The following is a 14,015-nucleotide window of genomic DNA, read 5'->3' on the forward strand; positions in this document are numbered from 1 at the left end:
TCTGTGGAACGAGAAATACGACGTTGTTACGTGGGTCCGGCTCGACAGTGAGAAATTGTAGTGATTGTCTCGATGTCGCTGGCACCCTTCGCGTTATTTCATTGAAAAGACGGACCGTAATGACCTGGCTTATCGGATTAACCTTTAGGCGAATTGGTGGAGGATCCTCATTCCAGTTGAGCGGGCTAGTACCCACTTTTCTTGGAACGTGAGTCGTGATTCAAGGTCGGGATGATACCCGAAGCAAGAGAAGTCCACCTTTCGAGGAAAGATCGCAAGGTGCTTGAGGCGTGCTGTCGCTCACCGGTGACGTTGCAGCGCGATTTGAAGCGGGCGCGGATAGTTCTGTTGGCGGCGGATGGGCGCAGCACCCGGTCGATCGCCAAGGAAGTTGGGGTCCAGCCGCGGATTGTCAGCCTTTGGCGGCATCGCTATGCCGACCATGGCCTTGAAGGGCTGCAAGACAAGCCGCGGCCTGGCAAGCAGCCGATCTATACGAAGACGACCGACAAGCGGATTCTGAAGCTGCTGGATAAGCCGCCACCGCAAGGGTTTGCGCGCTGGACCGGCCCCCTGCTGGCCGAGGCGCTGGGCGATGTCGATGTCCAATATGTCTGGCGGTTCCTGCGCAGCCACAAGATTGACCTGGTGGCTCGCAAGTCCTGGTGCGAGAGCAACGACCCGAACTTTACGGCCAAAGCCGCCGATGTTGTCGGCCTCTATGTCGCGCCGCCGGCGAAGGCCATTGTGCTGTGCGTGGACGAGAAGCCCTCGATCCAGGCTTTGGAGCGAGCGCAGGGTTATCTGAAGTTGCCCAATGGCCGCGCCTTGACCGGCCAAAGCCACGATTACAAGCGGCATGGCACCACAACATTGTTTGCGGCGCTCGAAGTCGCCACCGGAAAGATCATCGCGACCCATTCAAAACGCCGTCGCCGCGTCGAGTTTCTCGATTTCATGGACAGCCTCACCGCGGCCTTTCCGAACCGCCAGCTTCACGTCATCCTCGACAACCTCAACACCCACAAGAAGAACGAGGACTGGCTTAAGGCCCACCCCAACGTGCAATTTCATTTCACGCCGACAAGTGCGTCCTGGCTCAATCAGGTCGAGGTATGGTTTTCGATCCTGCAGGGGCAGTCGCTTAGCGGCATCTCCTTTACAGCCTCAAGCAGCTTCAGGAACACATCGACGCCTACGTCAACGCGTACAACGACAAAGCCGAGCCCTTCGTCTGGACCAAGAAAAAGGTCCGTCACGCCGCTTCAAAGGCCGCCGTATCACTCAGCTCTGATTCCGGGTACTAGGCCCCTCAGCAAAGGTCTTTTCCTCGTCTACCGTGCGAACCATCCAGGCTTCTAGGTGCCCTTCCGTATGACCGCCGCATTCCGTGCAGCCCGTGGCAGCGCTCACTTCAATGCAAATATTTCGTTCGGTTTTCACACCGTCCTTCCAATTGATCCCGCCATAATTCGTGCCGGGGGACGTGTCGTTATCCTTGTATGCGGTGTGCTTATCTTCAACTAACTTCACCCTGAGCAAGTCGAACACATACCCTTGCTCAGGCGGGTAACACTCATGCTTAACTCGCCGCAGAAGTATTGGTAATAAGGGTTCTCGATCCAGCGGGCGCACAGCACCTCATCCGAGAGATTGTGCATGTGCTTCAGAATGAACAGGCCGGCGACAAGCCGCGTCGGTAGGCCAGGCTGCCCCGGCCCGGTTTGGCACACCGAACCAAAGCGGTCATCCAGAAACTTCCAGTCGATCAGCGCCGCCAACCGCACCAGCGGGTGGCCCATGTCGATGATTTGATCGAGCGCCGGAAGCAACAGGTCTTTCTGGCGATCATCCCGCGGTTTGCTCATCGCCGTCCCCAATGCCGATGACCCGTCCGTCAGGGAATCACGAATCGCTCGAAAGCAAAATCCCAAAACGCAAGAAACCGCGGCCCAACACCCGGCTTTCCTGCAAAATCGAATACTTTATCGAGACAACTTCTGCCTATCTCTCAGGCCGATCTGCATTCTTCACGGACGACTTTCTAGGAACCAGGAATCCAAGTGAGACGTCCGTAACTTCTGACGGAGTGAAATCAAGCCCCTTCATTCTTAGCTTTGGGGCGGCCACATCCGCTGCATGAAGGCGTACCCCAGAAATCGAGATGCGCACCGTGTCGGAAATTGAAGCGGGAGCGACGTAGCTCGGACTGTAAGCAATGACCATAGGCTTCTTCGTCCAAGAAAACACGTCTGCTGTAATTGCAGCGAAAGTATTTCCGAGCTGCAGCCCCTTATTGATCGGATCACGAACCGCCTGATTCATCTCATTTATTGCATTTAGAGTGTCACCGAAGGCTTTCTGCTGCTGGCTGTCCAATTGGGAAAAGGTCAACTTGACGGAGTCCGCATAAGCGGTTGTCAACGATTGAATTAGCTGATCCGAAAGCTGGAATGCTCTCATAAGCGTGACTCTGGCCTCGCCACCCGCCTGCGCAATCAAGGCGGACATTTCTGCGCGGAAATGCGATATGATATCCTTCACATCGCTGGTCGGCGCGAGGATAGCGGGAGTGAGGTCGGCTTTTGCTGGGCCACCAACGGCGGGCGAAAAAACAATCACAAGAAACGCAAAATAAATTTTCCAAGGCACGATCATACCTCGCCCTTATATGAAAAAAAACGAAATTCTACCACTTAAGCGCGAAAGTCAAACGGTGATTTGGTTAAATAAAGAAAGCAGCCCGGTTTGTGGAATCAACATGTCGCCGATCTGCTCGCTTCAATCGCGCCAAAAATCCTTGAACCGGGTAGGCGACAATTCGGTGTAGCGGACCGTATGTTGAATATTCTTGTGGCCTAAATAGGCTTGCAACGCACGTGTATCGTGACCTTTGTTTGCGAGCGCATATCCGCAAGCATGGCGGAGCATGTGTGGATGAGCTTTGAAGTTTAGCTCCACCGTAACGCCAGCGCGCTCGACCATTCGTGCAAATCCTGCTGTGGTAAACGGGGTACCGCGTTCCGATGTAAAGACAAACGGCGATTTTGGCTTCTGCTCCCGCTGAAGCTTGCGTAGGGCACGCAACTCATCGCCCAAAATCGGGTGCGTGCTCGGCGTGCCTTGTTTGACTCTTCGGACATGTAGAGTAGCCGTGGAGAATTCGATTTGATCCCAACGAAGGTCAGTCAGCTCCATCCAACAGTCGGAGTTGACTTCGCTCGAGATTATTCTCGCGATTTCCTTGCTTGAGCGATTGAGCGTTGCGATGTCGAAGGAGTGCAAATACACTCCCTTGTAGATCCTGGTCGTCGCCCATTCGATTGGATCTAGATAGCCATTGGCTATCCTCATAACGTCGGCAACGATCACTAGCGATCGATCCAACCCCAAGGCACGAAGGCTGAGATCGAACAAAGTCAGCGCAGTATCTTGAATATATTTTTCCGAGTCGGATGCTCGATCGCTATTCATCGCCAAATTGTTCTTGAAGACGCTACAGTGCAGGAGCTATGGCTGATTTTGGGTGACGCGGCCTGATCAGGCGGCGTGGCTTTCAGTGTTCGGAATGACTTCGATTCCGTCGATGAACTTTACACCGGCGATGACTTTCGGCAACTGGTTCGTGCTCTTCAATCGCCGCCAGGTCTTCGATGCGGCGTCGATGAGCTTGAACACCATCAGCTTCGCAGTTTGTTGCGACAGCGATCCCTTGGTCCGCACCGTTCGGTGGCGCACCGTGGCGAAGACGCTCTCGATCGGGTTCGAGCTGCGTAGGTGGATCCAGTGCTCAGCAGGGAAGTCGAAGAAGGCGAGCAGCGCATGGCGATCCTTGATCAGGCACTCCACCGCACGTCCGTATTTGACGTGGTATTTCTCGACGAAGACGTCGATCGCGGTTTCAGCTTCGGCCCGGTGTGGGGCCAGATAGATGTTCCGCAGGTCGTTCTTCATGGGGCCCTGCACGGATTTGGCGACCTTGTCGAGTACGTTGCTCACTTTATGGCACCAGCATCGTTGGTGCCGCGTGCCGGGAAAGGCCTCGTCCAGTGCCTTCCAGAAGCCGAGGGCGCCGTCGCCGATGGCGAGTTGCGGGGCAATCCGTAACCCGCGTTGCCGCAGGTCGATCAGGAGTTCGCGCCAGCTCTGCGCGCTCTCGCGCACGCCGACCTGGAAGCCGATCAGCTCCTTCTTGCCTTCCGGCGTGGTGCCAATCAGCACCAGCATGCATTCGCTGTGATCTTCCATGCGGGCCTGCAGGTACACGCCATCGGCCCAGATGTAGACATAGCGACGCGCCGACAGATCGCGTCTCTGCCAGCGTTCGTACTCGACCTGCCAATCGGCCTTCAGGCCGGCGATCACCGAAGGCGACAGGTTCGGCGCATCCTTGCCGAGCAGCGCCGAGAGCGCCTCCTGGAAGTCGCCGGTCGAGATGCCGCGCAAATAGAGGACCGGGATCAAGGCATCCAGGCTCTTCGTCCGCCGCGCCCATAGCGGCAGGATTGCCGAACTGAAGCGGAGGCGGTCGCCTGGCCCGCTCGCTCCGCGGTCGCGGACCTTGGGACGAGCGACCTCCACCGGACCGATGCCGGTCGCAATCTCGCGCACCGGACCGTGCCCATGTCGGACCAGGCGCGCTCGACCGTCGGGCAGCGTCAGATTGGCCGTGCTGGCCAGAAACGCGCCAACCTCGATCTCGATCGCCCTGGCAAGCAGGTCCCGCGCGCCGGCTCGAACGATATCGGTCAGTGGATCATCAACCGCGGACGGCTGACGGAAAGCAAGAACATTGGTAGTCTCGGTCATGGCGTATCGCTCTCCTCGAGAGGTTCTGGCAGGCTCGTCACCCGCCTCGATACGCCGCCTTCCTCACACCGTCATCACCCAGATTCCGCCATAGCTCTACAGTGCAGTGCCAGAGCCTGGAAGTACGAGTTCGCCGCCTCCACGGGTTGTCAAAAGCGTTCTCCCGCCCTTGATGGTTTAGGAGAAGCGCTTTGTAGGCTGAAAACTGCACCTTTTGTGCCCGCTCGTACGACCGGCCGGAAACAACAAAATCGCAAATTTCCAGACATTGTGTGAAACCTATTCCAGAATTGCGTTCGGCAAAAAACCAACAACGCAGATGCTCGATAGGTGGCGGAAACCTTGTGCCAAGAACGAACTTGAATGCGGCGCGGGCCTCCTGCAGTTTTGGCGGCTGCAGAGCGCTCGCAACGTAACCATAAACTGACTTAAAATGTGGGTGCTCGGTGATGCTGGCGGGAAGCTTCGAATCATGTACGAGATCCCAGGCGCTATCTAAATAGACAGGGTCTCCAAGCCGTTTGCCCTTGCGAATAAAATCACTTGTGCGGATTGCAAGGCGGGCTATTTGCGGTACCTGTGGGAAGTACGCTTTCTCGAATGTTTTTACCCTCGCCTTAATAAGTCGTCCGTGAAGAATGCAGATCGGCCTGAGAGATAGGCAGAAGTTGTCTCGATAAAGTATTCGATTTTGCAGGAAAGCCGGGGGGTGGGGCCGCGGTTTCTTGCGTTTTGGGATTTTGCTTTCGAGCGATTCGTGATTCCCTGACGGACGGGTCATCGGCATTGGGGACGGCGATGAGCAAACCGCGGGATGATCGCCAGAAAGACCTGTTGCTTCCGGCGCTCGATCAAATCATCGACATGGGCCACCCGCTGGTGCGGTTGGCGGCGCTGATCGACTGGAAGTTTCTGGATGACCGCTTTGGTTCGGTGTGCCAAACCGGGCCGGGGCAGCCTGGCCTACCGACGCGGCTTGTCGCCGGCCTGTTCATTCTGAAGCACATGCACAATCTCTCGGATGAGGTGCTGTGCGCCCGCTGGATCGAGAACCCTTATTACCAATACTTCTGCGGCGAGTTAAGCTTCTGCCACCGGCTGCCGTTCGATCGATCGTCGATGACGCGCTGGCGCCAGCGGCTCGGCGAGGAGCAGCTCGTCGCGTTGATCCAGGAAAGTCTGTCGGTGGCACACAAGACTGGCGCCATCGGTCCCAAGGACCTGGAGCGAGTGGTGGTCGATACCACGGTGCAGCCCAAGGCCGTTGCCCATCCGACCGACGCGCGGCTGATGCATCGGGCCATCACCAAGCTCGTCGGGCTTGCCAAGCGCAACCGTGTGCCGCTGCGCCAGAGCTATCTGCGCCTGGCCAAGCGCGCCGCCATCATGGTCGGCCGCTATACCCACGCTCACCAGTTCAAGCGCGCCCGGCGCCAACTCAAGTTCCTGCGGACGCGGCTTGGCCGGATCATCCGCGACATCCGCCGCAAGATTGATGGCGATGCGGCGCTGGAAGCGCGCTTCGGCCCGCTGCTCGATCTGGCGCAGCGGGTGCGCAGCCAGGATCAGCATCAGCGCGGCCCCAAGGTCTATGCGTTGCATGCGCCGGAGGTCGAGTGCATCGGCAAGGGCAAAGCCCGCGCGCCTTACGAGTTCGGCTGCAAGGTCAGTATCGCCACCCCCGTGACGTCCCCGAAGGGTGGACAGTTCGTGCTCCATACCAAGGCGCTGCACGGCAATCCCTTTGACGGCCACACGCTCGGCCCCGTGGTCGCCGACATGGAGAAGCTCACCGGCGTGGAGGCTCGTCGTATCCACGTCGACAAAGGGTACCGTGGCCACAACTACCCGCACCGGTTCAGGGTCTGGATCTCGGGTCAGGTTCGCCGCGTCACGGCTTCCATCCGGAGCGAGATGAAGCCTCGCGCGGCTGTCGAACCCGTCATCGGTCACGTCAAGGCCGAGCACCGCATGGACCGCAACTATCTCAAAGGCAGCGTCGGTGACCGCATCAACGCCGTCCTCGCCGCGGCCGGCTACAACTTCGGCCTGCTCCTGCGATGGCTCGCAGAACTCTTGCGTGCCATCATCCGCGCCTTCGCCGAAACTGTCCCGGCTCAAAAGATCGCTTAAATCAGCGCTCGTCCGCGTTCTTCACGGAGGACTAATAACTGAGATTTTGTCCAGTCGCTCCGATTCCTTGAGCACGAAGCTCCGCGTCAATGTGTCCAGGTTGTAAGAAGCAGGCGGCCGGAGCCTTACTGACGATGTGGATCCTTCATCCAGCTTGGCTTGCCAATGATTACCTTAGGCGCGTCGATGATGGATGCTGGATTGAACCCGGGATCCATCGGGAACGTATAATCCGCATGATTGCCATCCGTGATCCAGCCGGTCGCATAGAGTGTTTCCAGATAAGGATTATCGGACACCAGCACGTCGGCATAGGGCAGCAGCGCGCCAAAAGTGGCACGAGAATCCATGTCCGGACGGCCGGGTAGGGTGATCGGCACGCCCTCAGCGCTATAGTAATACTTATAGCCGTTAACGGAGAACGCCTCGGAGATATAGGACGTTGTGAGTGGTGCACTGGCGAACTTCTCGCCTGCTGCCTGGAAGGCTGCGGCCACCTGGTTCATCTCGTCGAAGGTGGTGGTCCCCTTGTAGCGGCTGATTTCCACCATGGCGAGGGCGCCCAGCCTATCAAGAGAGGTCAGCCCATCGCCGGCCTGGGTCACCGCATCATCGTCGATGTAAGAAGATTGGACGTCTTCCACCCTGAGGAGCACCGGGATCAGATTGAGCCTGCCGTTCGGCTGGACCGTGACATTGGCCTGCACCAACGCATCAAATACTTTGGTTGTCTTCTTTTCCCAGCGCGCAACGACGCGATCGGTAGTCGGAACATGGCTGGAATAGATCTTTATGCCGAGATGGTTGCGCACCTCAGCATTCTCCGGCGCCGAGAGTAATTTGATTGCCGCGATCGTCGATAGCTCGTCCTTGGGATCGATGATGACGTTGAATTCCTCGCCGTTTATGTTCTTCTCGCGAACGTAATCGAGGATACTCTGCAGGTCTTCCATCTTTTGCGGATTACCTTTGCGGTCCAGTGCGGGCGTGCGCGCATTGGTAATGGGATTCCACGTCAAGAGGTTCATCTGCCTGATTTCCGCAGTCGTGACGTCCGAAATCAGGCAATTGCCCGGATCTCCGGTAACTCGCCCTAGTGTAGTGTCATGCATAATCCAGGCGTGGCCGTTCTTATCAGCGCGAATATCGAGCTCAACGGCATGGAAGCCGTGCTTGAGCGCGTTGTCTGCGGCTGAAATGGTGTTTTCGAGAATGCCCTTGGAGTTATCGAACAAGCCGCGGTGCGGCAGTATCTGCTTTCTATGGGGATCGATGCCGCGAGCTTATCTCAGCTCCCGTCAGGAAAAGATCCTTCCCGTAACTGGAGGCGTCGATTTCGGACTCTGCGTCGCCAACTGCGGGCCTGTCCAGACCGAAGCTGCGCTTCCAATCGGCCTTATTGCCGGCCGCCAACCACTCGGTGATCGTCTTGTTGACGGTGCCGTCGACCGGGTCGTTCGGATCATTGGAGCCAAATTTGGCAGTTGTCTCGCCACACGCGGAAACCGGTAGAGTGATGGGCTTACCGGCCGGTTGCGCCTCGCCGATTTGTGCTTGCGTGCCAGCGCTCGCCTTGTCCCCCGCAACAGCGTTGGTGCCCCCGTCGACAAGCATAGAATGGTCAGTGAACCCGCCAGCCGTGGATGAGGCGACAACCATGGCCACAACGAAGCCGAGCCGGACCAGTTGTTTGCACCACCGGCGGCACGCGGCGAGAGAGAGAAGGTTGCGAGAGCTGATCAGAACTGTCCGTCGCGCCATATGAGCGCTCCCCCTGCTGAGAATTCGCTGTAGTTGCTGTTGGACGTAGCTCTACAAGCTTCTTAAGAACGGATCGAGTTCTCAGGAAACATGATCATCGTCCGCGTTGACGTTGCTTCGATAGAGAAACGCGCTTATAGCCATCGCCGGTTGATGGTCATTTAGGTGAGCAGATCTGGCCGAGGTATTGCAGCAGTGGTCAGGTCGGCCGCGTAAGGGTGATCGCAATCTATGGTATGCCCGAGTTCAGGAGTGAAACAACGCTGCGGCTCGCTGATAAGTGCTGTTGAGTGTGAGGGTACAGCAGCCAGTTGCACCACGATGGTCCTTCGCGCGGGTAGCCGGTAAGGAGCGCAACAAGCAGTGTCGGTGCCGGCGGGAGCGTCGGCAGTTGGCTGTAGTTGCCTTGCAGGGAGGACGTGACACGAACTGACAGCTTGAGTGATGCTGCCGAAGCCTTGGATGCGCCTGCTCGGCGCGTCGACCACCAATTCAGCTTGAAGAGTTTGCCTCCGGGGCGGCTTTCGCCAATCTGATAGCAGGCGTGAAACAATCCCGACATGGTCTTTGGTTGTCGTATCGGGCATAGAGCTATCCTTTCCTATCTGAGAGAATTGATCGGGTGATCGGCCGTGTTCATCGGGCCAACTGCCGCACGTAGTCATCAGATTTTTCCGCCGGAATCAGGCGCGTGCCATTGCTACCGGACACGACGATATGCGGCGCGTAATGGCCGGGGAAGCTGCTCTTGACCGAGCAGGGCGTGGACCTATCACCGAGCGGTCCCGTCCAGCCCATCACGTCGATCTTCACGCCGCCGACCCAATGCGGATCGCGCACTAGTTCCTGTCGTGAAGTTCGGCGCATCACCCTCAACCTCGGCCAGAAACACCCCGAAGCCGTCGGGTCCGTGGATGAAGGTGGCTTTTGCCCTGTTCCCGCGTCGGATCGCGCCGATCCGGGAACACCCGGGCCAGATTGTCGGCCAAGCCGAGACGCCGCTCGGCCATCGCCAGAAGCATCACGCCCCCGTTCGAGGTTAGGCGCCCACCATCGAAGGCAGCTGTGACTTTCTTGGCGTGAATGGCTGGAAACGAGAAGGGCGGAATCGTATCGTCGGTCATGGCGGGCGTGGCGTTCGCGGTTGGAGGTGATGGGGTTGGCTTCACAACCGAATCCTACGCCGTATCAGCGCTTTACACCACGCTCGCCAGCCTCTCGGGCGCCTCTTACGAATAAGACAGGCTAATTCGCTGCGTCATCTCTGAAAAGAAACGCAGCCTGCCCGTCTTAGCAATTTTTGCCGGAGACCTATCACCGGGGGACGTGATCAGACCCGCAGGTTTTCAGCGCTGCTCTTGCCACGCTTGGGGGTAAGGGTGCCAGAAATAGAGCAACCGGCGTGCCGGAGCGAAAATGCTGATCCTACAGGGGATGGCGAGCATCGGGTCGACGACAATGGACGCAAAGCTGACAACCGCGTGCGACTGCCAACATTCTCAGGCTAGCTCAATCCGTTGGGATTACTCGAAGGCAGCACACGGCGGGCGGTAGGTTCTGGAACCGCATGATGCGAGCGCCGTGTGCTGCAGTTGAAAGTCAGCCTTGTCGATATGTTCCGCGCGCGCATGTTCGCGATCTGCTGCGGCTACGAGGACGCCGACGACCTCGATCATCTGCGGTCCGATCCCGCATTCAAGCTGGCCTGCGGACGGCTGCCGGACACGGGCCGCGATCTGTGTTCCCAACCGACGCTGTCGCGGCTGGAGAATGCTCCGCGCCTGCGCGACGTGATCCGACTGACCTACATTTTGGTCGACGCATGGATGGATAGCTACCCGCGCGAGCCGGCATCCGTCACGCTCGACATCGATGATACCTGCGATGTCGTCCACGGCCATCAGCAGCTCTCGCTGTTCAACGCTCATTATGACGAACGCTGCTTCCTGCCGATCCACGTCTACGACACGGAGAAGAGCCGTCCCGTGGCGGTCGTGCTGAGGCCCGGCAAGACGCCGGGCGGCGTCGAGGTGCGTGCCCTTCTGCGCCGCCTGGTACGGCATATCCGGACGCGGTGGCACAACACGCGAATTACGTTCCGTGGCGACGGGCACTATGCCCGGCCGGAGGCCATGGCGTGGTGCGAGACCAACGGCATCGACTACATCTTCGGTCTGTCCGGCACCAAGCCTCTCGCCAGAAAAGTCGACGAGGTCGCCGACGACATCCGCACCCGACGCGCCATCGAGAACCTGCCGGTTCTGCGTGGCTATACCGAGACGCGCCACAAGGCAAAGTCCTGGGATCGCGAACGGCGCACCGTCGCCCGTATTGAGGCGACGATGCTCGGCCTCGACATCCGTTTCGTCGTCACCAGCCTCGATGTCGGCTCGGCCGAGTGGATCTACGACAGCCTGTATTGCGCGCGCGGCCAAGCCGAGAATCTGATCAAGCTGCATAAGACGCAGCTCGCCTCCGACCGCACCAGCTGCCGTTCGGCGCTCGCCAACCAGGTCCGTCTCCTGCTCCATACGGCCGCTTATTGGCTGATGCTGACCGTGCGCGACGCCATTCCCAAAGTCCGGGAATTGGCCACTGCCGAGTTCGCGACGCTGCGTCTTCGTCTCTTGAAACTCGCCGCCCGTGTGGTCGAGACCTCGAGCCGCATTCGCCTTGCGTTTGCCGCGGCATGTCCCGAAGCCGACCTGATCCGCTGCTTGCCCGGCGCGCTGCTCCCGCTCGGTCCGTAACCGACCGGGCCTGCGCCCGCTCACCCGCCCCACTCCTCCATCGCCTACAAAACAGCTTGATGTAGAACCCGGTGAGAAAAGGCCGGACGGTCACCCACGCCAGCCGCCAGCCCCCGTCAGACGTCAAGAACGACCGTGCTCTCGTGAATAGATCGGGCTAGATGCGGTAATGGGCCCGGCTCCGGAGCAAGGGTCATGATGGTGGCTGTCCCCCGATAGATGATGAAACGGGGTCACGACTTGAGTCGGCCCCAAGCATCTGGAGACGGAGGACAGCCGTGGAGAATTATGCCGGAATCGACGTGTCATTGGAACTGTCGAGCGTGTGTGTTGTGGACGCCCAGGGTAAGATCCTGAAGGAAGCGAAGGTCGCAAGCGAACCCGACGCCTTAGTTGAGTTTTTTGAGACGCTCGGCTTTGCAGTGAAGCGGATCGGGCTGGAGGCTGGGCCGCCCAGCGCTAGATTCTGGCCCGGCTGCGCAATCAGCGCTTCTTTTCCCGGGCCGAGCTCAACGCCGCCATCAAGACACTCGTCGACGAACTCAATGCTCGTCAAATGCGTGGCTTCGGCTCAAGCCGCGCCGAACTGTTTGCCGAACTCGACAAACCCAAGCTAACCCCGCTGCCAGATCAGCCTTATGCCTTCGCACGCTGGAAGCGCTGCCGCCTCGCTCCCGATTATCATGTCGAGGTCGACGGCCATTGGTACTCCGCGCCGTATCGTCTGATTGGCGAGCTGGTATCGACGATCGGACGGTCGAGATCTTCCACAAGGGCCAGCGGATCGCCAGCCATGCCCGCGCGCCCAACCGACGCGGACACACCACCATCGCCGACCACATGCCCAGCGCCCATCGCCGCTACGGCAAATGGACCCCCGCCGCGGTGATCGCCGCCGGCGAGCGGATCGGTCCTTCGACAGCAGCGTTTTTCCAGGCCGTGATCGACGCCCGGCCCCATCCAGAACAAGGCTTTCGAACCTGCCTTGGCATTCTGGCGCTCGTCAAAAGCTACGGCGCCGAACGCCTCGACGCAGCCTGCCGGAGGGGCATCCTCATCAAGGCGCGCTCCGTCGCCTCGATTAGATCGATCCTCCAGAACGGCCTCGATCGCACGTTCTTCGACGAATCTTTCGAGCACCAGCCCCTGCGCCACGGCAACATCCGCGGACGCGACTACTTCCACTGAAGCAAGGAGAGACCCGGCATGCTTAACCACCCAACCCACGAACGGCTGATCGAGCTTGGCCTGACCGGAATGGCCAAGGCCTTCGAGGAGCAGCGCCGATCGCCCGATCTCGAAGCCCTGCCGTTCGAAGATCGCATCGGCCTGTTGGTCGACCGCGAAGCCGCCGAACGCGACACCAGGCGGCTCACCACGCGCCTCAAGATCGCCGCACTGCGCCAGACTGCTTGCGTCGAGGACGTCGATCTGCGCACCCCGCGGGCATCGACCGCGCCGTTTTCGCCAAACTCGTCGAAGGTCGCTGGATCGATCGCCACGAGAATTTGCTCGTCACCGGGGCAACCGGCCTGGGCAAAAGTTGGTTAGCCTGCGCGCTCGGCCACAAGGCCTGCCGCGACAACCGATCAGTCCTCTATCATCGCGTTCCAAGGCTGTTCGAGGCGCTCGCGCTCGCGCGCGGAGACGGACGTTACGCTCGGCTCCTCAAAAGCCTCGGCCGCGCTCAGCTTCTGATTTTGGATGATTGGGGACTATCGGTGCTCACCGCCGCGGAACGCCGCGATCTGCTCGAAATCCTCGAGGACCGCCATGGCCGCGCATCCACCATCGTCACAAGTCAGCTCCCCGTGGACACCTGGCATGGAGCCATTGGGGACCCCACGGTCGCCGACGCCATTCTCGATCGCCTCGTCCACAACGCCCACCGCCTCCAGCTCACCGGAGAAAGCATGCGAAAACGCAGCGCCAAAACCATCACCCTTGACGGCCAACCAGAACACTGACTCTATCTCCCATCGGCCGTAGCGGGCTGCTCACGATCGTCTGAATTCAGTGCTCACGATCGCGCGAAATCCGCAGTCTGCTGGGCGATCGCCTGCTCGCGCGTCAGGCGGGCCATTTCGACCGTCGAGACGCTGCCCGATTTGATCAGTGACGAGGCCCGCTCGACGGCGGCCACTGCCTTCTCCCGTCGCGCGGCCGCGGCCTCGATCGCCGACTGGATTTCGGCAATGCGCGCCTGGAGCTGGAGGATGCGACCGTCGCGGAACTGGGCCGCCTGGCGGGCGAGGTCCTGTTGCGCCGTCTCGGCGGCCGCAAGCTTGGCGGCGAAACTCGGGCGCTCATTTTCCATCCGGGACATCTGCCGCCGAAGATCGTCGAGCCGCACGCGATCGCCACGCGCGTTGACGACATGAAGGATCGCGTCGCCCTCATGGACCACGCTGAGTTGCGTCGAGCCTTGCGGCGGCTTCGCGCTCACGGTGCCGTCAATCGGCGAGCGCAACGTCACGATCCTGGCATTGACCACGGCCTCAACGCTCGAGGTCTGCAGCACGGCCTTCAGCGGCAACCATCCGAAGACGGCCACGATCGCAA

At 59.5% G+C, this 14,015-nt stretch carries 8 protein-coding genes and 7 pseudogenes; 6 read left to right on the forward strand and 9 right to left on the reverse strand.

All coding sequences use genetic code 11. The annotated features are described in order from the left end of the window. Positions 1–231 precede the first annotated feature (231 nt). Positions 232–1,294: pseudogene (locus tag ACFLEY_RS43345) on the forward strand (IS630 family transposase). Positions 1,295–1,583: 289 nt separating this feature from the next. Here the strand turns inward: ACFLEY_RS43345 and ACFLEY_RS43350 are convergent. From ACFLEY_RS43350 to ACFLEY_RS43365, 4 genes and pseudogenes are all read right to left on the reverse strand, one after another. Continuing rightward, positions 1,584–1,868, reverse strand: a pseudogene (locus ACFLEY_RS43350) (transposase); the annotation flags it as partial. A 136-nt stretch (positions 1,869–2,004) separates the two neighbouring features. After that, positions 2,005–2,658, reverse strand: coding sequence for a hypothetical protein (locus ACFLEY_RS43355; RefSeq protein WP_060909257.1), 654 nt, complete (start codon positions 2,656–2,658; stop codon positions 2,005–2,007). A 123-nt stretch (positions 2,659–2,781) separates the two neighbouring features. After that, the gene (locus tag ACFLEY_RS43360; RefSeq protein WP_211434617.1) at positions 2,782–3,474 is read right to left on the reverse strand and encodes a tyrosine-type recombinase/integrase; all 693 of its coding nucleotides are present in this window, start codon (positions 3,472–3,474) and stop codon (positions 2,782–2,784) included. 66 nt (positions 3,475–3,540) lie between these two features. Then, the gene (locus tag ACFLEY_RS43365; RefSeq protein ID WP_038952271.1) at positions 3,541–4,809 is read right to left on the reverse strand and encodes an IS256 family transposase; all 1,269 of its coding nucleotides are present in this window, start codon (positions 4,807–4,809) and stop codon (positions 3,541–3,543) included. Positions 4,810–5,607: 798 nt separating this feature from the next. Between ACFLEY_RS43365 and ACFLEY_RS43370 the strand changes: the two genes are divergently transcribed. After that, a complete protein-coding gene (locus ACFLEY_RS43370) occupies positions 5,608–6,942 on the forward strand; it encodes an IS5 family transposase (protein ID WP_060909258.1) in 1,335 nt (444 codons plus the stop codon). 125 nt (positions 6,943–7,067) lie between these two features. On the opposite strand, the gene ACFLEY_RS43375 is transcribed toward ACFLEY_RS43370, so the two are convergent. From ACFLEY_RS43375 to ACFLEY_RS43390, 4 genes and pseudogenes are all read right to left on the reverse strand, one after another. Continuing rightward, positions 7,068–8,177, reverse strand: a complete 1,110-nt coding sequence (locus ACFLEY_RS43375) for a glycerophosphodiester phosphodiesterase family protein (RefSeq protein ID WP_171901151.1) — start codon at positions 8,175–8,177, stop codon at positions 7,068–7,070. A 25-nt stretch (positions 8,178–8,202) separates the two neighbouring features. Next, positions 8,203–8,703: a hypothetical protein gene (locus tag ACFLEY_RS43380; RefSeq protein ID WP_060909260.1), complete on the reverse strand. Its 501-nt coding sequence runs from the start codon at positions 8,701–8,703 to the stop codon at positions 8,203–8,205. Between the two features lie 636 nt (positions 8,704–9,339). Beyond that, positions 9,340–9,543, reverse strand: coding sequence for a hypothetical protein (locus ACFLEY_RS43385; protein WP_211434587.1), 204 nt, complete (start codon positions 9,541–9,543; stop codon positions 9,340–9,342). Positions 9,544–9,641: 98 nt separating this feature from the next. Then, positions 9,642–9,827, reverse strand: a pseudogene (locus ACFLEY_RS43390) (transposase); the annotation flags it as partial. Positions 9,828–10,304: 477 nt separating this feature from the next. Between ACFLEY_RS43390 and ACFLEY_RS43395 the strand changes: the two are divergent. The 4 pseudogenes from ACFLEY_RS43395 to istB all read left to right on the forward strand — a co-directional run. Further along, positions 10,305–11,453 (forward strand): annotated as a pseudogene (locus ACFLEY_RS43395) (IS1380-like element ISBdi2 family transposase); the annotation flags it as partial. A 278-nt stretch (positions 11,454–11,731) separates the two neighbouring features. Then, positions 11,732–11,902, forward strand: a pseudogene (locus tag ACFLEY_RS43400) (IS110 family transposase); the annotation flags it as partial. A 14-nt stretch (positions 11,903–11,916) separates the two neighbouring features. After that, positions 11,917–12,641: pseudogene (locus tag ACFLEY_RS43405) on the forward strand (Mu transposase domain-containing protein); the annotation flags it as partial. An 18-nt stretch (positions 12,642–12,659) separates the two neighbouring features. Then, positions 12,660–13,420 (forward strand): annotated as a pseudogene (istB, locus tag ACFLEY_RS43410) (IS21-like element ISFK1 family helper ATPase IstB). Between the two features lie 53 nt (positions 13,421–13,473). On the opposite strand, the gene ACFLEY_RS43415 reads toward istB, so the two are convergent. Beyond that, positions 13,474–14,007, reverse strand: a complete 534-nt coding sequence (locus tag ACFLEY_RS43415; protein ID WP_304567035.1) for a hypothetical protein — start codon at positions 14,005–14,007, stop codon at positions 13,474–13,476. Positions 14,008–14,015 lie beyond the last annotated feature (8 nt).

This window comes from Bradyrhizobium sp. YCK136, assembly GCF_044570075.1.
In the GTDB taxonomy this organism is placed as follows: domain Bacteria; phylum Pseudomonadota; class Alphaproteobacteria; order Rhizobiales; family Xanthobacteraceae; genus Bradyrhizobium; species Bradyrhizobium diazoefficiens.